Annotated in this window: 18 protein-coding genes and 1 pseudogene; 5 read left to right on the top strand and 14 right to left on the bottom strand. The window is 67.4% G+C overall.

What is annotated here, in order from left to right:
• The first annotated feature begins 84 nt into the window (after window positions 1-84).
• Window positions 85-844, top strand: a pseudogene (locus tag KO353_RS14785) (IS5 family transposase).
• Window positions 845-983: 139 nt separating this feature from the next.
• On the opposite strand, the gene KO353_RS14780 reads toward KO353_RS14785, so the two are convergent.
• The 9 genes from KO353_RS14780 to KO353_RS14740 all read right to left on the bottom strand — a co-directional run bounded on the left by KO353_RS14780 (window position 984) and on the right by KO353_RS14740 (window position 9,575).
• Window positions 984-1,547, bottom strand: coding sequence for a tetratricopeptide repeat protein (locus KO353_RS14780; RefSeq protein WP_218285544.1), 564 nt, complete (start codon window positions 1,545-1,547; stop codon window positions 984-986).
• 10 nt (window positions 1,548-1,557) lie between these two features.
• On the bottom strand, window positions 1,558-2,910 hold the full coding sequence (glcF, locus tag KO353_RS14775) for a glycolate oxidase subunit GlcF (RefSeq protein ID WP_218285543.1): 1,353 nt from the start codon (window positions 2,908-2,910) through the stop codon (window positions 1,558-1,560).
• A 13-nt stretch (window positions 2,911-2,923) separates the two neighbouring features.
• On the bottom strand, window positions 2,924-3,232 hold the full coding sequence (locus tag KO353_RS14770) for a hypothetical protein (protein ID WP_218285542.1): 309 nt from the start codon (window positions 3,230-3,232) through the stop codon (window positions 2,924-2,926).
• A 51-nt stretch (window positions 3,233-3,283) separates the two neighbouring features.
• A complete protein-coding gene (locus KO353_RS14765) occupies window positions 3,284-4,522 on the bottom strand; it encodes an FAD-binding protein (protein WP_218285541.1) in 1,239 nt (412 codons plus the stop codon).
• Between the two features lie 4 nt (window positions 4,523-4,526).
• Window positions 4,527-5,951, bottom strand: a complete 1,425-nt coding sequence (locus KO353_RS14760) for an FAD-linked oxidase C-terminal domain-containing protein (protein ID WP_218285540.1) — start codon at window positions 5,949-5,951, stop codon at window positions 4,527-4,529.
• Between the two features lie 162 nt (window positions 5,952-6,113).
• On the bottom strand, window positions 6,114-6,239 hold the full coding sequence (gene ykgO / locus KO353_RS14755; protein ID WP_218285539.1) for a type B 50S ribosomal protein L36: 126 nt from the start codon (window positions 6,237-6,239) through the stop codon (window positions 6,114-6,116).
• 83 nt (window positions 6,240-6,322) lie between these two features.
• Complete coding sequence (locus KO353_RS14750) at window positions 6,323-7,003, bottom strand: methyltransferase domain-containing protein (protein WP_218285538.1); 681 nt, start codon at window positions 7,001-7,003, stop codon at window positions 6,323-6,325.
• 685 nt (window positions 7,004-7,688) lie between these two features.
• Window positions 7,689-8,909, bottom strand: a complete 1,221-nt coding sequence (gene acdA, locus KO353_RS14745) for a 3-sulfinopropanoyl-CoA desulfinase (protein WP_218285537.1) — start codon at window positions 8,907-8,909, stop codon at window positions 7,689-7,691.
• 150 nt (window positions 8,910-9,059) lie between these two features.
• Entirely contained in the window at window positions 9,060-9,575 is a 516-nt protein-coding gene (locus KO353_RS14740; protein ID WP_235692133.1) for a tellurite resistance TerB family protein, read from the bottom strand.
• A 383-nt stretch (window positions 9,576-9,958) separates the two neighbouring features.
• Here KO353_RS14740 and KO353_RS14735 point away from each other — a divergent pair, with 383 nt between their 5' ends.
• Window positions 9,959-11,596, top strand: a complete 1,638-nt coding sequence (locus KO353_RS14735; RefSeq protein ID WP_218285535.1) for an EAL domain-containing protein — start codon at window positions 9,959-9,961, stop codon at window positions 11,594-11,596.
• 3 nt (window positions 11,597-11,599) lie between these two features.
• On the opposite strand, the gene KO353_RS14730 is transcribed toward KO353_RS14735, so the two are convergent.
• From KO353_RS14730 to KO353_RS14710, 5 genes are all read right to left on the bottom strand, one after another.
• Window positions 11,600-12,898 (bottom strand): TRAP transporter large permease, encoded by a 1,299-nt coding sequence (locus KO353_RS14730; protein WP_218285534.1) that lies wholly within the window; start codon window positions 12,896-12,898, stop codon window positions 11,600-11,602.
• A 13-nt stretch (window positions 12,899-12,911) separates the two neighbouring features.
• On the bottom strand, window positions 12,912-13,445 hold the full coding sequence (locus KO353_RS14725) for a TRAP transporter small permease (RefSeq protein ID WP_218285533.1): 534 nt from the start codon (window positions 13,443-13,445) through the stop codon (window positions 12,912-12,914).
• 31 nt (window positions 13,446-13,476) lie between these two features.
• The gene (gene dctP, locus KO353_RS14720; protein WP_218285532.1) at window positions 13,477-14,484 is read right to left on the bottom strand and encodes a TRAP transporter substrate-binding protein DctP; all 1,008 of its coding nucleotides are present in this window, start codon (window positions 14,482-14,484) and stop codon (window positions 13,477-13,479) included.
• A gap of 159 nt (window positions 14,485-14,643) precedes the next feature.
• The gene (gene uvrB, locus KO353_RS14715; protein WP_218285531.1) at window positions 14,644-16,815 is read right to left on the bottom strand and encodes an excinuclease ABC subunit UvrB; all 2,172 of its coding nucleotides are present in this window, start codon (window positions 16,813-16,815) and stop codon (window positions 14,644-14,646) included.
• Between the two features lie 49 nt (window positions 16,816-16,864).
• The gene (locus tag KO353_RS14710; RefSeq protein WP_268906238.1) at window positions 16,865-17,314 is read right to left on the bottom strand and encodes a cytochrome P460 family protein; all 450 of its coding nucleotides are present in this window, start codon (window positions 17,312-17,314) and stop codon (window positions 16,865-16,867) included.
• A 224-nt stretch (window positions 17,315-17,538) separates the two neighbouring features.
• Between KO353_RS14710 and KO353_RS14705 the strand changes: the two genes are divergently transcribed.
• From KO353_RS14705 to dxs, 3 genes are read left to right on the top strand one after another with little or no spacing between them, the layout of a single operon-like run.
• The gene (locus KO353_RS14705) at window positions 17,539-17,817 is read left to right on the top strand and encodes an exodeoxyribonuclease VII small subunit (RefSeq protein WP_218285529.1); all 279 of its coding nucleotides are present in this window, start codon (window positions 17,539-17,541) and stop codon (window positions 17,815-17,817) included.
• Window positions 17,817-18,722 carry a polyprenyl synthetase family protein gene (locus KO353_RS14700; RefSeq protein WP_218285528.1) on the top strand — a complete coding sequence of 302 codons (906 nt, stop codon included), beginning with the start codon at window positions 17,817-17,819 and terminating at the stop codon, window positions 18,720-18,722. Before KO353_RS14705 ends, KO353_RS14700 begins: the two co-directional genes overlap by 1 nt.
• Window positions 18,723-18,767: 45 nt before the next feature.
• Entirely contained in the window at window positions 18,768-20,699 is a 1,932-nt protein-coding gene (gene dxs, locus KO353_RS14695; protein WP_218285527.1) for a 1-deoxy-D-xylulose-5-phosphate synthase, read from the top strand.
• Window positions 20,700-20,724: the final 25 nt, after the last annotated feature.

Genomic DNA, 20,724 nt, shown 5'->3' with positions numbered 1-20,724 from the left:
GCTGGTGTGATTCGGGGTGGTTCCCTTGGCGGCGATGGAGGGGAACCGGGATGAGTGATCTGTGTCTCTCTGAGCGAGGCGCAGATGCAGCGACTTGCGCCGCTGCTGCCTTCGGACACACGCGGCAAGCCTCGGGTGGATGACCGGCGTGTGATCAGCGGCATCGTCCATGTGCTGCGCTCTGGCGGGCGTTGGGTCGATGCGCCGGCTGTCTACGGCCCGCGCAAGACGCTGTACAACCGTTTCGTGCGCTGGAGAGCCAAGGGCGTGTGGCAGCGCGTGTTCCGCGCGCTCGCCAGGGCTGGCGGCCCGCCGGCCGAGCTTTTGCTCGACAGCAGCCATGTGAAGGCCCATCGCAGCGCCGGGGGTGGAAAAGGGGGGGAGCGCGCGCAAGCCATCGGGCGGTCGGGGAACCCATCGCGGCAAGCCGCGATGGGGCCCGCCGCGGGGCGGGCGGACTACCAAGATCCACGCGCTGACCGATCATCTTGGCCGCCCGATCGGTTTCGAACTGACCGCCGGCCAGCACGGCGATGCGCCAGTGGCACTGGCGCTGCTTGCTCCCTGGCCGTCAGCGAAGCTCTGCATCGCCGACGCTGCCTATGACAGCAACGGCATCCGCAGCTTCCTCCTCGCCCGCGGCATCCTGCCGGTGATCCCGAACAACCCCACCCGCAAACAGCACCACCCCTTCGACCGGAGCGTCTGGCGCAAGCGAAACCTGATCGAGCGCGTCTTCTGCCGCCTCAAGGATTTCCGACGCATCGCCACGCGATACGACCGACGCGCAGACGTCTTCCTCAGCGCCGTCTACCTCGCCGCAACCGTCACTTGGTGGTTATGAGTCCAGAGCCTAATGGGTCCTGAGCCTAGAATTCGCGCTGCAGCCTGATTCTTGCAGAGACGATTGCTTAGTCGAGATGCGGGCGATCAAAGATGCCCTCGCAGGCCTCGTGGCCACTACGCGCAACGGCCATCTCGGCTCAACTTTCCTCACCGAGCGCCTTCCTGCGAAGATCCTTCAACCGTTGCTCGTGCCCGGCAAGGCGTGGGTGGATTGCCAGCGCTTGTTCATAGGCACGCAACGCCCCCCGAGGATCTCCATCGGCCTCGAGAATGTGCGAGAGGCCGACGAGGGCACCGAAATGCCTTGGCTCTCTCGCCAGCGTTTCGCGAATGTCCCGAAGCGCGTTCTGATAATCGCCCGCAAGATAATAGGCCGTAGCCCTTTTGTTCCAACCCTCCGGCAGCTCCGGAGCCAGCGCGATGACGGCGTTGAAATCCTCGATCGCATCCTCGAGCGACCTGCTCTCGAGGTGGCGAATTCCTCGCCGCATGAGCAGCTGAACCGCGGGCGAACCGCCCTGTATCCACACCTGCCAGATCTGAGCCTCAACGGCGCGTGCCGAGGCGTCGTCGGGCGCGTGCCGTAGCGCCTCGAACATCTGCTCAAGCGTCAGACGCTGACGCTGCGCTGGGGCCGGGGCCTGGGCCAGCACAGGCGCACTGAGCAAGCAGAGGAGTAGTCCGCGGCGGAGGATCGCCATACCGTAAGCATCACCCCGAAGCGGGGTGCTCCACAAGCGCCGCCTTGCCCACTGCAGGGTGAGCGCATAGCGCCGCAGGAACCGGGCCACCCGACATCCAATCGAGCAGCAACACGGAATGGATTACTGGCACAGGCCCGCCCGATAGCTGGCTTATGCAGCCGATGTTCCCCGTCACCACCACGTCCGGGCGGGTGGCCGCAATGTTGGCGAGCTTACGCTCGCGCAGCTGTGCGGCGATTTCCGGTTGGAGCAGGTTGTAGGTGCCGGCGCTACCGCAGCAGATATGCCCCTCCGGCGGATCGGCTACGGCGAAGCCAGCACGTTTTAGCAGCGCTTTTGGCAGCGCGGTGAGCCTCTGCCCGTGCTGCATCGAGCATGCCGCGTGGTAGGTGACCCGAAGGGGGGGTGCAGCCCGTGTCGGCGCGTAGCCGACCATCTCGAGCACCTCCGTGATGTCCTTCGCAAGCGCCGAAATCTTCGTTGCTTTCTCCGCCCACCCCGGCTCCTCGCGAAGCATGTAGCCGTAATTTTTGACCGTGGTGCCACAGCCGGAGGCGTTGATCACGATTGCATCAAGGCCCTCCCCCTCGACCTCGGCCCACCAAGCGGCAACATTGCGCTTGGCGGCAGCAATCGCCGCCTCATGCCGCCTCATATGGTGCACGAGTGCACCACAGCAACCAGCCCCCTTCGGAACGACCACCTCGACACCAAGGCGGGTAAGCAAGCGGATCGTCGCCTCATTGATTTCTGGAGCGAGCACCTGCTGGGCGCAGCCTGCGAGCAGTGCCATGCGGAAGCGGCGCCGCCCGGCTGCAGGATGCACGCCCGGACGCTCGACCGCACTCGGCGATGGCACGCGTGAAGGAGCGAGCGCAAGCATCGCGCGGAGACGTTGCGCGAACGGACCCCTTCCTGGAAGGAACCGGCCAACCGGCTTCACGATCGAGGCAACCAGCACTGCGAGCCTGAACATCCAGACGCGCGGCAGCACAGTAGCGAGCAGTGAGCGGACCAGCCTCTCGGGGACCGGCCGCTCGAACGTCTCCTCCACATGTCGGCGGGCGTGGTCGATAAGGTGCATGTAGTGCACGCTTGACGGGCACGTCGTCATGCAAGAAAGGCAGGAGAGGCAGCGGTCGATATGCTGAACCACCTCGGCTGTGGCTGGGCGGTTGTTCTCCAGCATATCCTTTATCAGGTAAATGCGGCCGCGCGGGCTGTCGAGCTCGTCCCCGAGCAGGAGGAACGTGGGGCAAGTGGCGGTGCACAACCCGCAATGAACGCAGGTCCTGAGGATGCGGTTCGCCTCAGCCGTGTCGGCGTCGCGCAGTTGTTCCGTTGTGAAGCTGGTTTGCATCGGTGCCGCAGGTTCACTCCTGTCGCTTCGCGCCGGTGTGCGGGAGCGCAAGCAGCACGAAAGCGATCCCGAGGAGGACGAAGTTCATACCGTAGATGCCGAGGAACATGGTGAAGCTCTCGGTGCGGAACAGCTCACCTGAGGCGATGTCCCACACAAGACCGGCGAGCGCGAGGAAGCCGAAGAAGAATGCAAGCGCATCGCGTGCCCACTCCGCGCGCGAGCGGGAGCCGAGATGCAGCACGTCGAGGAACATGAGCGTCAGCCCGGTGAAGCCGAGCGCGAGGACTGGCAAAAGCAGAAGAAAGAACAGGATCGTCACAGAACCCCCCTCATCGCCGCGGGCGCGTCACGCGGGCCCATGATGTCCCGATCATATCCCGGCAAAGATGCGGCCGGGACTGAGAATTCCTTTGGGGTCGAACGCCGCCTTGACGCGCCGTGTTAATGCAGCGACGCTTGGACTCTCGGGCGGTACCACGGGCAGAGCGGCACGGAGGGAGGGGGGTGCGCGCACCGTCCAAAACGCGCCGCCCGCGGCAGCTGCAGCAGCCGAGACCGCGATGTGCGACGACTCCGTCGCCGGCCCGGTAGCCCAGACAAGGCCCCCACCCCAGTCGAGAAGGCAGCGCAGCCCCCAGCTCTTGAGGCTCGCGAGAATCCTTGGCCCCGATGAGGGCCGCACGGAGAGGCGCCACACCCCCTCGGCGGCGCTCACGCACAGCGGGGCAGCGTCACGTACCGACCGCCACAGAACCCGGGACGTCGCATCATCAAGGCACCGCACCACGCCGTGAGTCGCGAGCAGGGCCGAAAGCCGCTCCGCTCGGTAGGGGATGAACTCGGCGAACTCCTCAAGCCTCAGAATGGTCGCTGAGCCGCCTGGGCCGAGCGCTGGTGCGGCTTCGGCCGCCTCGTCGGGAAGGAAGGCAGCGCCGGTAACGCCAAAGGGAGAACCGAGCCCAGCGGCCAGGGCCACCACACCCTCCTCGGCCGTCAGACCGCGCAGCACGAGAGTGGCCGTTGCTTCCGGCGCTGGCAGGACCTTAAGCGTCACCTCCGTCAGAACCGCGAGGGTCCCCCGGCTCCCCGACAGAAGCTTGCAGAGGTCGAGTCCGGTAACGTTCTTCAGCACCCGCCCGCCAGAGGTGATCACCTCCCCGGCTCCATTGACGGCACGCACGCCGAGTACGTGGTCGCGCATGGCGCCGAGCGCGATCCGGCGTGGTCCCGAGAGGTTGCAGGCGACGACGCCACCGATCGTCGGAGGGCCGTCAGGAGGCCCATCCTCGGGACCACATAGGGCCGAGAGATCGGGCGGCTCGGCGACAAGATGCTGCCCCTCCGCAGAGAGCGCAGCCTCGAGCTCGGCCACCGGGGTACCGGCGCGCGCGGCGATCACGAGTTCGGATGGGCTGTAGAGCGTGATGCCGGAGAGCGCACGGGTGGAAATGGCGGCCGCAGTCTGGACGGGCCGGCCGAGGCTCGCTTTGGTCCGATTGCCCCAGATCGCGAGAGGTTCCCCTGCTGCATGGGCCGCCGCGATCCGGGCCACCAGCGCCGCCTCGTCTGCCGGCGCCTCGAGCGCTGAAGCGGCCCCACCCGGTGGCATTGGCTCAGGCGCTCACCAGGGGGAACACCTTGTGCGGGTTCAGGATCCAGCCGGGGTCGAAGGCGCTCTTGATGCGCCTCTGTTGATCGAGATCCACGGCGCGGAATTGAACCGTCATCAGGTCGCGCTTCTCGACGCCAACACCATGTTCGCCGGTCAGGCATCCTCCGAGCTCGACACATAGCTTCAGGATGTCGGCGCCGAGCGCCTCCGCACGCGCGAAGCTATCGGCGTCGTTCGCGTCGAACATGATCAACGGGTGCAGGTTGCCGTCGCCCGCGTGGAAGACGTTTGCGACCTCGAGCCGATACCGTTCCGAGAGGGTTTTGATGGCCCGCATTGCCTCAGGCAGCCTGGCTGGAGGGATCGTTCCGTCCATGCAGAGATAGTCAGGGCTAATCCGGCCGATCGCGCCGAACGCGCCCTTGCGCCCCTTCCAGATCGCTGCGCTCTCCTCTGCGGTCTTCGCGATCCGCATCGTCGTCGGCGCGTGCCGTTCGCAGATCGCGGCGAGCTTTCCCAGCAGAACCTCCTGCTCCTGCTCCGAACCCTCGACCTCGATGATCAGAAGCGCGTCGGCATCGAGGGGATAGCCCGCCTGGGCGAAGGCCTCGCACGCATGGATGCAGGCACGGTCCATGAACTCGAGCGCCACTGGGATGATGCCAGACGCGATGATGTCGGCCACGGCCGCTGCGGCAACATCCGTCGCGCCAAAGCCCACGAGCATCGCGCGCGCCCCCTCGGCGGCCCGTAGGATACGCACCGTCACCTCCGTGACGATGCCGAGCTGGCCCTCGGACCCGGTGATAAGCCCAAGCCAGTCGTATCCGGCGCAGTCAAGATGGGCGCCGCCGACCTCCATCACCTCCCCTTCGACCGTGACCATGGTGAGGCCGAGCAGGTTGTTCGCCGTTACACCATACTTAAGGCAATGGGCGCCACCGGAGTTCATCGCGACGTTGCCCGCGATCATGCAGGCGAGCTGGCTCGAGGGATCGGGCGCGTAGAAGAACCCCTCTCCCTCGACGGCGCGGGTGATGGCGATGTTGGTCACTCCCGCCTGAACGCGCGCGAAACGATCGGCAAGGTCAACCTCAAGGATACGGTTCATGCGCGCGACACCGATCACCACCGCGTCCTCCAGCGGCAGCGCTCCTCCGGAAAGCGAGGTGCCGGCTGCGCGCGGCACCACGCGGATGCCCTGCTCGTTGCAGTATCTGAGCGCAGCAGCGAGCTGGGCCGTCGTCTCCGGCAGAACCACCGCGAGCGGTACCCGGCGGTAAGCGGTGAACGCGTCCGTCTCGTAGGCCTTCAGGCGCAGTGGTTCCGCGATCACGTTGCCTGGGCCGACGCGTTCCGCGAGAGCGGAGATGACCTCAGCACGGCGCGCGAGGATCTCGGCCCTCGGTGCAGGCATCGCTAGCATTGGCGCAGTCCCTTTCCCGTCCTCATGACCGAGAAGTGACGGTTTGGCAGGACATACGCAAGTGCGTGATGCCGCTCTCCTCAGCTGCGCCGGCCTAAACGTGAGGCGGCGAGCCGGCAAAGAGAGAGGCGTCAACTGGCCGCGCCTCCCGACGCGAGACCGTCAGCCCTGGCGGGCCTTCATCCGCGGGTTCTTCTTGTTGATCACGTAAAGACGGCCCCGCCGACGCACGAGACGGTTGTTCTTGTCCCGCGTCTTCGCAGACTTGAGCGAGTTCCGGATGCGCATGATGCACCTGTAGGGCCAAACGAGCGCTGGCGAATAGGGAAAGCCCCTGGGCCTGTCAACCGCCAAGCGTCTTGGAGCCGGCGTCAGCGCCGGATGGCGTGCCACCGCATAACCTTCAGCTTCCCGGACCGGATCAAGGAGAGACGCCTGAGCCACAGCTCAGCCTCCTGGAGGATGGAAAGCGCCTGAGCACGCGTCGGAGGCTGAGCGAGGAGGATCTCCAACATGCCGCGCCATGCCGCAACTGCCTGCTGCACGTGTCGGGGGCTGATGTCCTCGGCGATCCGCACGTCGAAGCCGAGCCGAGCCATGAGCACGGTCTCGGCTTGCGGGTGGACGAGACAGGCGGGCCCCCGATCGAGCCGCTCCCAGGCCCTCGCGGTCTCGTCGTTGGGATCGAGGGGAACCTCACCGAGCGTGAGATCGGTCATCACGAGCTGCCCGTTTGGCTTGAGCGCCGCTGCCACCGCGGCGAGCAGCCGAGGCTTGTCCTCCACGGTCCAGAGAGCTTCCTGCACGAGGGCATGATGGAAGAAGTTGGGACGGAACTGCGGTGCGGCCGGATCGTAGTGTCTAATCTCAGCCTTCTTCTCCAGCTTGGCCTTCTTCGAGAGCGCCTCGCCAGCGGCGGCAAGGTCGGCGTTCTCCTCATAACCGCTGACCCAGGTGCCCCACGCAGTCGTGATGGCACGCGCTGCGCCGCCCATCCCCGCGCCAATATTGAGCAGGCTGTGGCTCTCCTGCAGGCCGAGCGGCTTGCTCAACCGAAGCGCCTCCTCCTCGCCGCCCGGCGAGACGAAGCCCTCGCCCCACAGCGTCGCGGCAAGTTGGATCCGACGTGGGGTCCAAGCACGTGGCGGATCGGGCCTCGGCTCAGGCTCGCTTTCCGCAACCATGGGCACTGTACGGGGTCGCTCGCCCGGCTTCGGGCGTGCGGAGCCGGTCGCGCGCGCCTCGGTTGTCGATGCGCCGAACCAGTTGACCACACCAGCAAGCGCAGCCTTCATCCCGCCAAGGCCTCCATTGCGCCTATATCGCTGGTGTGGATGGAGGAAGATTTAACGGCCCCTTTTGTCCAAGGCCAACGTGCAGGAAGGATTTTGGCAAACTCAGCCAGAACGGGGTGAACGGGGCGACCAGCCACAGAGGTCAGGCCTTCACCGATCCCCGGTGCCAGGGCCGATGTCCGGCGTGTTGCCTTGTTCGCAGTCGAATGCCGCGGTGTCTGGAACGCACGGTTGGCCCCGGTGGTTGAGCCCCCGTCGCGTAGGCGGATGAGATAGCCGCTCCTGCAGCACCCGGACGGTGAGGTCGGACAACACAGATCGAAGCAGAGCGCGATGCCGAACCGTTGGACATCGGCGTCACGAGCATCGATGGTATGCCGATCGCCGAGCTGCCGCTTCTTGGCGCCGCGACGGGGCGGCAGCGCTCGTGCTTTGAGGGTTCCTACTCGGCCGCAGCACGTCGCTCGGCGACGCGTAGCCAGCCATCCCGGGTCTGCGGCAGCTTCATGCCAAGCAAATCTGAAGCGACGAGATTGCGCAGGATCTGCGCCGTGCCGCCGGCGATGGTGAACATCCGCGCATCCCGAACCATGCGCTCCATCGGGTTGTCGCGTGCATAACCCGCGCTCCCCCAGATCTGGAGCGCATCGTTGGTTACCTTTACGGCCGTCTCGGCGGCGAGGATCTTCGCCTTTGCCGCGAGCACAGGATCGGGAAAGCCATTCGGACCGCGTGACCGTGCGGCGCGGTGCACCATCGCCCGAGCGGCATCCACCGCCACCGCCATGTCGGCAAGCATCCACTGGATGCCTTGAAACTCAGCAATTGGCCGGCCGAACTGCTCGCGCCTGCGGGCGTAGGCGATCGCGTGATCGAGTGCTCCGGCGGCGATGCCAAGGGCGACGGTCGCCGCCCCAACCCTTTGAGCGTTGTAGGCATCCATCAGCGCGCCGAAGCCGCGACGGAAGCCACCCGGACTAGGCAGGACCATTGTGTCAGGAATGAACAGGTCGCGGAGCTCGACCACGGTCTCGGGAATGCCGCGTACCCCCATCGCGTGCTGGCGCGGGCCGATCACAAGGCCGGGCGGATCGCCTTCGCCACGGCGCACCGCGATGAACCCACCGATCCCCTGCTCCACCCCGTTCTCGACGGCTCGGGCGAAGATGAGGTGCAGCTTCGAGACGCCGCCGCCGGTGATCCAGTGCTTGCGGCCATTGATCACCCATCCACCCTGGCGGCGCTCGGCCCGCGTCCTCATCTCTGTTGCGGCCGACCCGGCCTCTGGCTCGGTGATGCAGATCGCCGGCTTGTCGCCCTCGCCGAGCACGAGGTCGGCGGCAAGCCGCTTCTGATCCTCGGTGCCATAGGCCATCACAGCGCCGAGCGCGCCCATGTTCGCCTCGACGCAGATCCGCCCGGCAACGGCGCAGTGCCGCGCCATCTCTTCGATCACGAGAACCGCATCAAAATAGCTGGCCGCGCGGCCACCGAGCGCCTCGGGGATCGTCATGCCGAGGAAACCGGCCTCGCGCAGGGCCGCGACAAGATCCCAAGGATACGATTCAGTGCGGTCGATCTCGGCGGCCCGTGGCGCGACCACGGCTTCAGCGAACGCTCTCGCTCGTGACTTCAGCGCCGCTTCACGCTCGGTCAGCTCCATGCCCCGTTTCCTCCCCGCCACGCGCTCTCTCCTACCTCTGCTAGCCGCTGGCGGCCAGAGGCACTCGCAGGCACGACGATCAAATCGTCAAGGCGCGCGCGTATTGGGCGTCGTGGGCCGCCGCCGGAGGAGAACGCTACTTCCGAACAATCACCCCTCCGAGAGCCGCTCCTCGATGGACCGCACGGCGTTCGGGTCGAGCCGTGTGGCCGTGGCGAAGGCATCGAGCCAGGCGCGCTCGGCGGGGCCGAGTTCTCCGGCGGCCAGATAGGCTGCGGCATATACCTGGGCGGCGAGCACGGGGTCACCCACCTCGCGGGCGATCTCGGCCACCGCTGCCGGCCTTGCGAACTCCGCGAGAACGAGGTCGCGCGCTTGTTGGTCAAGGCCGGCTTGGTCGAGCTGGGTTGCGATCGCCGCACGTTCGTCAGCATCAAGCGACCCATCGGCCCGTGCACAGGAGATCATGGCCCGGAGGATCAGCAGGGCCTCCGCGTCCTCCGCCTCCCTCGGCTCCGGGGCGGGGCGCGATATCGTCCCGCGAGGCGGCGCAGGTGCCGCCCAGGGGTTCTGCGGCGCTTTTCCGGGCGGTGCCGGCGGAGGCGGAATGCGCTGGACCGTGTCCAGCGGCGCGTCGCGTCCCTGCCTGGACGGCTGCGGGGGCATCGACCCGCTTCCGGCGCCGCTGAGAACGGAACCGAGCACCGCAGCGGCCAGGCTCGCGAGCGTGCGTGTCGCGCTTCGCGTTCCGCCAACACGGACATCGATCAGGGGCGGAGGCACGCGCCGCCTCCGCCGCGACGGCCGCAGGCCTCCCGAGGCGGCGCCCCCGATCAGCGCTCCAAGGATCCGCTCCATATCGCCTCTGGCCATGCCCCCTCCTCCGCTTCTCGCGCAACGCTCGACCGTCGCACCATAGCCTTGCAACGCCCGCAACAGCTTCATCCCAGGGTCGATGGGTCAAAGTCTCTCATCCGACTGACACCTTCTGTTAACCCTGCTTTGACCGGCTTGGGCCATGCTCGGCAGGCGACGATGGACCGGGGAAAGTGACGGGAACGCCAGAGCACGGCCGGAGTGATACGGATATCCGGCTCGCCAACGTCAGCTTGCGCGAGCGGCTGCTGGCGTTCGCCTTTGCCGCCTCCGACCTGCTCGTCGAGATCGATCTCGACCAGCGTGTCACCTTCGCTGCCGGTGCCTTTCAGTCACGCCTCGGCCGCCCTGGCGATGCCTACCTCGGCCAGCCGCTGTCGCGCCTTGTCGCGGCGGAGGACCATGCCGCGCTCGAGACCGCCCTCGCCCATCTCAGCGAGCGTGGCCGGCTCGCCCCGATCTGGGTGCGACTCGCCGATCCGCCGCGCACCCCTTTCGCTCTCGCTGGCCTCGCTGCCCGCAGCGGCGAGCGCTTCTGTTTGACCTTCGGCCAGCTCCCTGCGCCGCCTCCGGCACTCTCCGCCGTGCTCAGGGACCGGGACGCGTTCCTTCGCATCGCCGAGCCAAGGCTGCGCGAGCAGTCTTGCGGTGGAGCCGCGGCACACCTCGCCCTGGTCGAGGTCGACGGCCTAGCGGAAGCAACAGCGATGATCGGACACGGTGCCCGAGAGGAGCTCCTCGACGGAATCGGCACAGCGATCGGCCACGCGGCAGAGGGCGGCACTGCCGCCGAGTTCGGTGGGGGGAGATGGGGCCTCATCCACTCGGGCGGGCTTGACACGGTCGCACTGGAGCGCGCGATCGAACAGCTCGCACGCGACCGAACGCCGGCCTCCGCCGCGCTGCACGTCACGGCGACCGACATCCCTCTCGAGATCGGGGACGGTGATGCGGCCCAGGCCGTGCGCGCCCTGCGGCTCATGGTCAGCCGCTTCGCAGCAGGCGGGAGAAGCGTGCTCGCCAAGGCGCTCGGCGATCAGGGCACGGTGGGCTTCAGGCGCTTCATTGAGACCCTCGTAGGTGAGGCAGCCGAGATCGAGGCGACGATCGCGCGCCGACGATTCCAGCTTGTGTTCCAGCCGGTGGTCAGGCTGGAGGACCGAAAGGTTGCGTATTTCGAGGCGCTGCTTCGCCCGCTCCCAGGGGCCGACGGAACACGTCCTGACCCGCAGGCCTTTACCACGCTTGCCGAAGCGACGGGTCTCGCCCAAACACTCGACGCCGCCGTGCTCGCCACCGCTCTCGAGGCGTTGACCGCCTGCGCTTCCGTCCGGATCGCCGTCAACATCTCGGCGCTTTCATTGTCCGACCGAGGTTTCGCCCAGCGCTGCCTCGACCTGCTCGACTCCGCTTCCGTCGCGCCCGGTCGCTTGCTGATCGAGATCACTGAAACCGCTGACATCGAGGACGCGGATGCAGCCGCTGCGCTCATCGATGCACTGCACCAGCGCGGTTACGCGGTGTGCCTCGATGACTTCGGAGCAGGCGCCTCCGGTATTCGGCACTTGCGCCGCTTTCGTGTCGACTACGTCAAGATCGACGGCCATTTCGTCAGAGGGGCGGCCCAGGGCGGTCGCGACCGCGCCCTCCTCGGCCAGATCGTCCAGCTCTGCCGTGCCTCAGGCGCACAGGTGATCGCCGCGCAGGTGGAGACCGAGGCGGAGGCCGCGATGCTCAGCGAACTCGGTGCCACGCACGGCCAGGGCCACCTGTTCGGCAGGCCTGGCCATCTTCCGGGCCTGAAGGGCTGAGCCTCAGTAGCCAGCGACGCGCGGCAGCCAGAGCGCGATCTCGGGGACGGCGATGATGAGCACGATGCCTGCCGCAAGCATCGCCATGTAGGGAATCGCGGCAAGATTCACCTCTGAAAGCGGCGCACCGGTGATTGCCTTGATCACCACGAGGTTCAGCGCCACCGGTGGCGAGATCAGGGCGAGCTCGAGGTTGAGCGTGAGCAGCACGCCGTACCACACCTTGTCGATCGCAAGCGCATCAAGCACCGGCAGGATCGCGGGAGTGGTCAGCAGGATGATCGAGAAGCTCTCGAGGATCAGGCCGAGCAAGAAGAGAAGCACCGCCATAGCGAGCAGGAACCCAGCGCGGCCAAGCCCGAGCTCGACTACAAGCTGCGTCAGCTCCTGCGGAGCGCGAAGCTTCGTCAGCATGTAGCCGTAGAGCGACGCGCCGACGATGATCATGAACAGCATCGCGGTGGTGCGGGTCGCCTCCGAGAGGCTCTCCCAGAGCGCGCGCAGGGTCATGCGGCGATAGACGAGGGCGGCGATGACGAGCGCCCAAAGCGCTCCGGTGCCGGCCGCTTCGGTGGGGGTGAAGATGCCGAAATAGATCCCGCCCAGCACGAAGGGGGGCAGCGTCAGCGCCCAGATGCTGCGCTTGAGCGCCGCCCACATCTCTCTCGCCGGTGCGCGCGTGAGCGGCCGCCCCGCGTCATCCCCCTCGACGGCTACGGGCCGGCCTTCGGTCACCACGCACCAGAGGGCGAACATCGCCGCCATCATCAGCCCAGGCAGCACGCCTGCGGCGAACAGCGCCCCCACCGAGGCCTCGGTGACATAGGCGTAGAGCACCATCGGGGCCGAAGGCGGGATGAGGATGCCGAGCGTGCCGCCGCCAGCGACCACGCCGAAGGCACCCCGCCTCGAGTAGCCGTAGCGAAGCATCTGCGGAATCGCGACCTTGCCGATCGTCAGAGCCGTTGCGACCGAAGACCCGGAGATCGCGGCAAACACGGTGCAGGCCGCGACGGTCGCGACACCAATACCGCCACGGATGTGGCGCAGGAGCGTGTGGGCAGTATGGAAGAGGTCGTCCACCACGCGCCCGCGGACCATGAACTCGGCCATCAGCATGAACAGCGGCACCGCGACGAGCAGGTAGCTGTCGAGCTTGCCGAACACGAACTCGCCAAGGGTCGCGATCGTGCCCTCGGTCCCCCACAGCACGCCAAGCGAGAGCAGCGTCATGGCCGCGAACATCGGCACGCCCAGGTAGAGCAGCACAAGCAGCCCCGCCAGTGTCGCGAAGAACGTCATGGCGACGGGACGTTCACTCGCGCCCGGGCAAAGACTGCGCGTCGCCGGGGGCCGCTCCCTTCGCCTCGATGCCGGCGAACAGCTGCACGAGCTGGACGATCGCAACGGCAAGCAACAACCCAGCCCCGAGCGGGATCAAGAGCTGCACCCACCACAGCGGCACCGCTTCGATGTTGGTCGCGATCCCGATCATTCGGCTGAACGCAACCGTCTCGAGTCCCTCATGGAGCAGGATGGCAGCAACCGCGGCAACCGAGGCGGTGCCGAGGATATGCGCTGCCCTGCGCGCGACACCGCGGAGGCGGCCCGTCACGACCTCAACGCCAATGTGTTCGCGGCGCCGCTGCGTCTCGGCCGCAGCCAACATCACGAGCGCGACGACGAGCCAAGCGGCCACATGATCGATCCAGGGCTGCGGCGCACCAAGGAAGTAGCGCCAGGCGACCGATACGCAGACGAGCAGGAAGCAGACGAGACCGCAGAGGGCGCCAAGCGCGGCGGCAAGCCGGCTCAGAACGGTGATCGCGATCTCGCTGATCTGAAACACGCGCACAGTCGTCGCCCGTGCGCGTGCCCCGTCAGGCCGACAGAGCCTCGAGCAAGGCGAGGATGCGCGGGCCGCCCTCTGGGGCGGCGCGGCGGAACGCCTCGATCACGGGAGGCTGCATGGCCGCCTTCCAAGCAGCCTGCTCTTCCGCTGTCTGCTCGTGGATGATCATCCCCTTGCCGCGAAGTTCGCCAACGGCCGCGGCGGCCGTAGCCTCGGTTGCCGCGATCGCTTCGGTTTCGGCCTTTCGGAGGCTTGCCTCGAGTGCGGCGCGGGCAGAAGGCGCAAGTTGATCCCAGAAACGCGGATTGACATAGACTTGCGTGAACACGCCGAAAAACGGTGTCACCGTGCCATAGCGCTGCACCTCGTAGAAGCGGCGCGACACCGCAGCCGAGACGTCGGTCAGCCCCGCATCGAGCACGCCTGATTGGAGGGCGCCGACCACCTCCGGCGCCGGCGTCGCCGCAGGCGCGGCGCCGACCGCGCGCAGGCCCGTGTCGATGAGCGGATTGATGCCGCGGATCTTCAAGCCCTGGAAGTCGGCCAGCGTGATGATCGGCTTCCGACCGGAGGTGAAGATCGACATCCGCGTCGTGAACAGCCAGCCGACTGAGCGGACGGCCCGGCGTGCGGTCGCCTCGTCCAGGAAACGCGCGGCGTCAGAGCCGGGGAACTTGCGGATCCGCTCTAGCTCAGTGAACAGGAACGGGATGGTCGGCGCGCTCATCTCCGGGATCGTGTTGCCCCAGGTGAAGTTGGTCGCAACCGCTGCCTCGAAGGCGCCTCTGGCCACACCCGGGAAGTTCTCGGCGATCCGGGCGAGCTGCTCGGCGGGGAATACCTCGACCTCGACGCCGGCCTGCTTGGCGTTCACGTCCGCCGCGAAGGCGGCGAGCACGCGTGCGATGTGATGGGCGGGCGGATACTGGTGCGAAAGCCGCATCTTCGCCGGCTGGGCACGCAGCACAGCGGGCGCGGCGAGCGCGGCCGCCGCGGCGAGGCCGGATGCGAGAACGGTTCGGCGCGGTGCCTGCATGGCGTCCCCTCCCCTGGTTCGACTGAGGGATAGGTCGGAGCAGCCCAAGGGTCAATCACGCGCTGCGGTAGCCCGGGCGGGCCGATCGCCTCAGCATCGCACAGCCGGCGCGGGCCGGCCGCCTCGCCGCCGGCCGGACGCGACGCGCGACGCCCGCCGTCAGCGCCGGCGACCGCCGCCTCTGCGCTTCGCTGGGTCGTAGCCCCCGCCGCCCGGGCCCATCGGCTTCGGTTTCCACGCCTCTGCGGACCGCTTCGGCAAAGCAGGACCATCGAGGCCGAGCTCCTGTGCCTCGAGCCGGCGAATCTCGTCGCGAAGGCGCGCAGCCGTCTCGAACTCGAGGTTCGCCGCTGCCTCGCGCATCTCCTTCTCGAGAGTGGCGATCGTCTTGCGCAGGTCCTTGCCGACGAGTTCCGCTGGGCCGGCGCCTTCGACGGGCGCGACCGTCACATAATCCTGCTCGAACACAGAGGAGACGATGTCGGCGATCTGCTTCTTCACCGAGGCAGGGGTGATCCCGTGCGCCTCGTTCCAAGCGATCTGCTTGGCGCGTCGGCGCTCCGTCTCCTCGAGCGCACGCTTGAGGCTGTCGGTCATGACATCGGCGTAGAGGATCACGCGGCCATCGACGTTCCGCGCTGCCCGCCCGATCGTCTGGATGAGCGCGGTGGTCGAGCGAAGGAAGCCCTCGCGGTCGGCATCGAGGATGGCGACGAGACCGCATTCGGGAATGTCGAGCCCCTCGCGTAGGAGGTTGATGCCGACAAGCACGTCGAAAGTGCCGAGGCGCAGATCACGGATGATCTCGATCCGCTCGAGCGTGTCGATATCAGAATGGAGATAGCGTACGCGGATGCCGGCATCCCCGAGGTACTCGGCGAGGTGCTCCGCCATCTTCTTGGTCAGCACCGTGACAAGGGTGCGCATCCCCCGCGCGGTGACCTCGCGAATCTCGGCGAGAAGATCGTCCACTTGGCTTTCGACCGGGCGGACGATGGTGACGGGATCGACAAGGCCGGTGGGGCGGATCACCTGCTCAACGAACACCCCCCCCGTGCGCTCGAGCTCCCACGGCCCAGGCGTGGCGGAGACGAACACGGTCTGCGGACGCATCGCGTCCCACTCCTCGAACTTGAGCGGCCGGTTGTCGGTGCAGGAAGGAAGGCGGAAGCCGAATTCCGCGAGGATCTGCTTTCGGTTGAAGTCCCCGCGGAACATCCCGCCGACCTGCGGCACCGTGACATGGCTCTCGTCGACGAACAGGATCGCGTTCGAGGGGAGGTATTCGAACAAGGTGGGGGGCGGCTCGCCCGGGTTGCGGCCGGAGAGGTAGCGGCTATAGTTCTCGATGCCGCGGCACGAGCCTGTCGTCTCCATCATTTCGAGGTCAAACTGTGTTCGCTGCTCGAGCCGCTCCGCCTCGAGCAGCTTCCCCTGGGAGCGAAGCTCCGCAAGACGCTCCTTGAGCTCGGCGCGGATGCCGGCGAGCGCCTGCTGCAGCGTTGGGCGCGGCGTTACGTAGTGGCTGTTGGCGTAGACGGTGATGCTTTCGAGGGCGGCGCACCGCTCGCCCGTCAGCGGGTCGAACTCGACGATGTTCTCCACCTCGTCGCCGAACAGCGAGATACGCCACGCACGGTCCTCGTAGTGGGCGGGGAAGATCTCGACACCGTCGCCGCGAACGCGAAAGCTGCCGCGCGTGAACGCGAGGTCGCTGCGGCGGTACTGCAACTCGACGAGCGCCTTGAGAAGCCTCTCCCGATCGACCGTGTCACCGACTGAGAGCTTCACGACCATCTGCGAATAGGTCTCTACCGAGCCGATGCCGTAGATGCAGGAGACCGAGGCGACAATGATCACGTCCGGACGCTCGAGCAGGGCGCGCGTCGCGGCGTGGCGCATCCGGTCGATCTGCTCGTTGATCTGCGCGTCCTTCTCAATGTAGGTGTCGGTCCGAGGGACGTAGGCTTCCGGCTGGTAGTAGTCGTAGTAGGAGACGAAGTATTCGACGGCGTTGTCCGGGAAGAAGCTCTTCATCTCGCCGTAGAGCTGGGCAGCGAGCGTCTTGTTCGGCGCCAGGATCAGCGCGGGCCGCCCGGTCCTCGCGATCACATGCGCCATAGTGAACGTCTTGCCCGACCCGGTCACACCGAGCAGTACCTGGTCGCGTTCGCCCGCCTCGATGCCCTCCACGAGGGCGGCGATCGCCGCCGGCTGATCTCCGGACGGCTCGAACTCCGAGGCGAGCCGGAAATTGGCGCGCTCCGCGACCGGTGCGCGCTTCCGGGGAATGAACAGCGCACGTCTCTCCTGCACCGCGTAGGTGGTCATCGCTCCTCCTCTCGGTCAGGCGAGGAAATGGTGTCGGCGGTGGCCGGTTCTACTGGCCCCGTGCCTGCACGTAGTCCCAGAGCACGAAGGTGTAGTCCTGTGCCGACCGGGCCTGGAGGTGGCATGAAAAGCAGCCGTCGAGGCGCACCTCCCTCCGTTTCCCATCGGCCGCGAAGGAGGCGTATTCCCACTCGCCGTTCCGCCGCGCAGGCGGATAGCCCTCGCCCCAGCCGCGTTCCTTGCGCTGCACCGATATGGCGATCACCTCCGGCTCGGCGATCATGCGCCCGTCGCGATCGAGCAGAGGGTTGCCGTCGGCGTCGAGCCGCGCACGTCGGTCCGCCATCACGAGCACAGTGCCGTAGGGAAGCGGCTCGCCGGGGCGTGCCGCCGCCAACGCCTCCGCGTTGACGTAGAGGAACCGCACGATCCTCCGCTCCGGCTTGTCGACCACAGCATAGCGGATGAAGTCGCGCTCGAACTCGGCAGGAAATGCGATGTTGTGGGCCCCAGGCGTGTAGGGCGGGGCCTGTGCGAGGAGAGCCGCGGGAAGGGCGATGCAGACAGCGGCGAGTGCGACGGGAGCCGTTCGGGGAATTGCAGCGTCCTCTCAGGTGTTCCAGGCGGAGGATCGCGCGCCCGGCCCCGCCCCTGCAAGCGTGCAGCATTGGCGCGCACCTCCCCTTTCCCTAGAGTGCGCACTTTCGGTGCAGGAGTTTCCGCATGGCCGAGGCACGGCGTTCCCGTTCTCCCAGGGAAGAGGCGTCAGACGTGGCGAAGCTGTCGTTCGAGGAGGCCCTCGCCGAACTCGAGAGCATCGTCAAGCAGCTCGAGGGCGGCCAGGGCAGGCTCGAGGACGCGATCGCGGCCTACGAGCGCGGGGCGGCCCTGCGCAAGCACTGTGAGGACAAGCTCGCCGAGGCCGAGGCGAAGGTGCAGGCGATCGTCGCTCGCGGCGGCGACGCGCTGGGCACCACCCCGTTCGACACGGGTGAGGGCTGATGGCGCTGATGGTGGTGGACGGCCGGCTCGGCCCGGCGCTCGCCGCCGCCGCCGAGCGGGCGGAGGCGGCGCTCGACCGGCTCCTGCCGAGCGGAGACGATGCGCAGAGCCGTCTTTACGAGGCGATGCGCTATGCCTGCCTCGGCGGGGGCAAGCGGCTTCGCGCCTTCCTGGTGATACAGTCGGCGGCGCTCTTCCATGTCGCCCCGCGCGCGGCCGACCGCGTCGCCGCGTCGGTCGAGATGCTGCACGCCTACAGCCTCGTGCATGATGACCTGCCGGCGATGGACAATGATGACCTTCGCCGCGGCAAGCCCTCCTGCCACAAGGCCTTCGACGAGGCCACCGCGATCCTGGCCGGCGACGCGCTCCAGGCACGTGCCTTCGAAGTCCTGGCCGAACCGGATACCCACCCCGACCCGGCGGTGCGCTGCGAGCTCGTCGCCTCGCTCGGCCAGGCGGCAGGGGCGCGCGGCATGGCGGGGGGCCAGATGATCGATCTGCTCGCCGAGGCGCACAAGCTGACCGAAGCCGAGGTGACGCGGCTGCAGATGCTCAAGACGGCCCGGCTGATGACCTGGTGCTGCGAGGCAGGAGCGATCCTCGGCAAGGCGCCGGCGCCGTTGCGGCACGCGCTCGCGGGCTACGGCCGTGACCTTGGCCTTGCCTTCCAAATCGCCGACGACATCTTGGATGAGCTCGGAACGCTCGAGGAGATCGGCAAGACACCGAAGAAGGACGCCGCGGCCGGCAAGGCGACCCTTGTTTCCCTGCTCGGCCTCGAACGGGCTCGGGCGCAAGCGCGGATGCTGGCCGAGCAGGCCGTCGGCCATCTCGACCCGTTCGGTCCCCCAGCCGATACGCTGAGGGACCTCGTCGGGTTTGTCGTGACAAGGCGGACGTAGTTGGGGCACTGTAAACCAAACATGACAGATGAGCGTCAGGCTGCCATGACATACCAGTCTGCCCCGAAGCCGCTCCTGGACCGCGTCCGCACCCCGGCCGATCTGCGCAACTTCTCCTCCGCCCAGCTCGCCCAGCTCGCCGACGAGCTGCGCCAGGAGACGATCGAGGCCGTCTCGATCACGGGGGGGCATCTCGGCGCCTCGCTCGGTGTGGTCGAGCTCACAGTTGCCCTTCATGCCGTGTTCGACACGCCGGAGGACCGGCTGATCTGGGACGTCGGCCATCAGGCCTATCCGCACAAGATCCTGACCGGCCGGCGCGACAGGATCCGCACCCTGCGCCAGGGGGGTGGGCTCTCGGGCTTCACACGGCGGTCGGAAAGCATCTACGACCCCTTCGGTGCCGCCCACTCCTCGACCTCGATCTCGGCCGGCCTCGGCATGGCGGTGGCGCGCGACCTCGAGGGGCGGCGGAACCACGTGATCTGCGTGATCGGCGACGGCGCGATGAGCGCCGGCATGGCCTATGAGGCCATGAACAATGCCGGCGCGATGAAGTCGAAGCTGATCGTCATCCTCAACGACAACGACATGTCGATCGCCCCTCCGGTCGGGGCGATGAGCGCCTACCTCTCGCGGCTCCTGTCGTCTCGCCCCTATGTGAACCTGAGGCAGATGGCGGCCCAGGTGGCCAAGCGCCTGCCGGCGCCGATGGAGCGCGCCGCGCGGCTTGCCGAGGAATACGCACGCGGCCTTCTCACCGGCGGCACGCTGTTCGAGGAGCTTGGCTTCTACTATGTTGGCCCGATCGACGGCCACAATCTCGACCATCTCCTGCCGGTGCTGCGCCACCTTCGGGATTCCGAACGCGAGGCGCCGTGGCTTCTGCATGTCGTGACCAAGAAGGGCAAGGGGTACGCTCCGGCCGAGGCCTCCGCGGACAAGTATCACGGCGTGACGAAGTTCAACGTCATCACCGGCGAACAGGCGAAGGCGCCCCCCGGGCCGCCTACTTACACGAAGGTTTTCGCCGAGAGCCTGATCGCGGAAGCCGAGCGCGACCCAAAGATTGTCGCGATCACCGCCGCCATGCCCTCAGGCACGGGGCTTGATCTCTTCAAGAAGCGCTTCCCTGAGCGTTGCTTCGATGTCGGCATCGCCGAACAACATGCCGTCACCTTCGCCGCCGGCATGGCCACCGAGGGCTACAAACCCTTCGTCGCGATCTATTCCACCTTCCTCCAGCGCGCGTACGACCAGGTGGTGCACGATGTCGCCATCCAGAACCTGCCGGTCCGCTTCGCGATGGACCGCGCCGGGCTCGTCGGCGCGGACGGGGCGACGCACGCGGGCAGCTTCGACATCGCCTATCTCGGCTGCCTGCCGAACATGGTGCTGATGGCGGCGGCCGACGAGGCGGAGCTCGCCCACATGGTCGCGACCGCGGCGGCGTACGACTCGGGGCCGATCGCGTTCCGCTATCCACGCGGCGAAGGCACGGGCATCGCCAGGCCCGAGCGCGGCGAGGTGCTGCCGATCGGCCGCGGACGCGTGCTGCGCGAGGGCTCGACGGTCGCGATCCTCTCCTACGGCACGCGGCTTGGCGAGGCTTTGCGCGCTGCGGAGGCTTTGGCCGCGCGCGGGCTTTCCACCACGGTTGCCGATGCACGCTTCGCCAAGCCGCTCGATACCGACCTCGTACGCAATCTCGCGCGCAACCACGCCGTGCTGATCACGATCGAGGAAGGCTCGATCGGCGGCTTCGGCAGCTTCGTCCTGCACGACCTCGCCCATGCCGGCCTGCTCGACGGCGGAGTGAAGGTGCGCCCGATGGTTCTGCCCGACCGCTTCATCGACCACGATAAGCCCGAGAAGCAGTATGACCAGGCCGGGCTGACGGCGAGGCACATCGTCGCGGCCGCGCTCGGCGCCCTCGGGGTGGACGCGGCGAACGAGGCCCTGCCCTCGCGCGCCTGAGCGCCTGCCCGTGCCCAGGGGCAGC

Source organism: Elioraea tepida (assembly GCF_019203965.1).
Taxonomy (GTDB): Bacteria; Pseudomonadota; Alphaproteobacteria; order Acetobacterales; family Acetobacteraceae; genus Elioraea_A; species Elioraea_A tepida.
The sequence above is the reverse complement of the archived record's forward strand: the minus strand, read 5'-3'. Positions and strand labels throughout refer to the sequence as shown.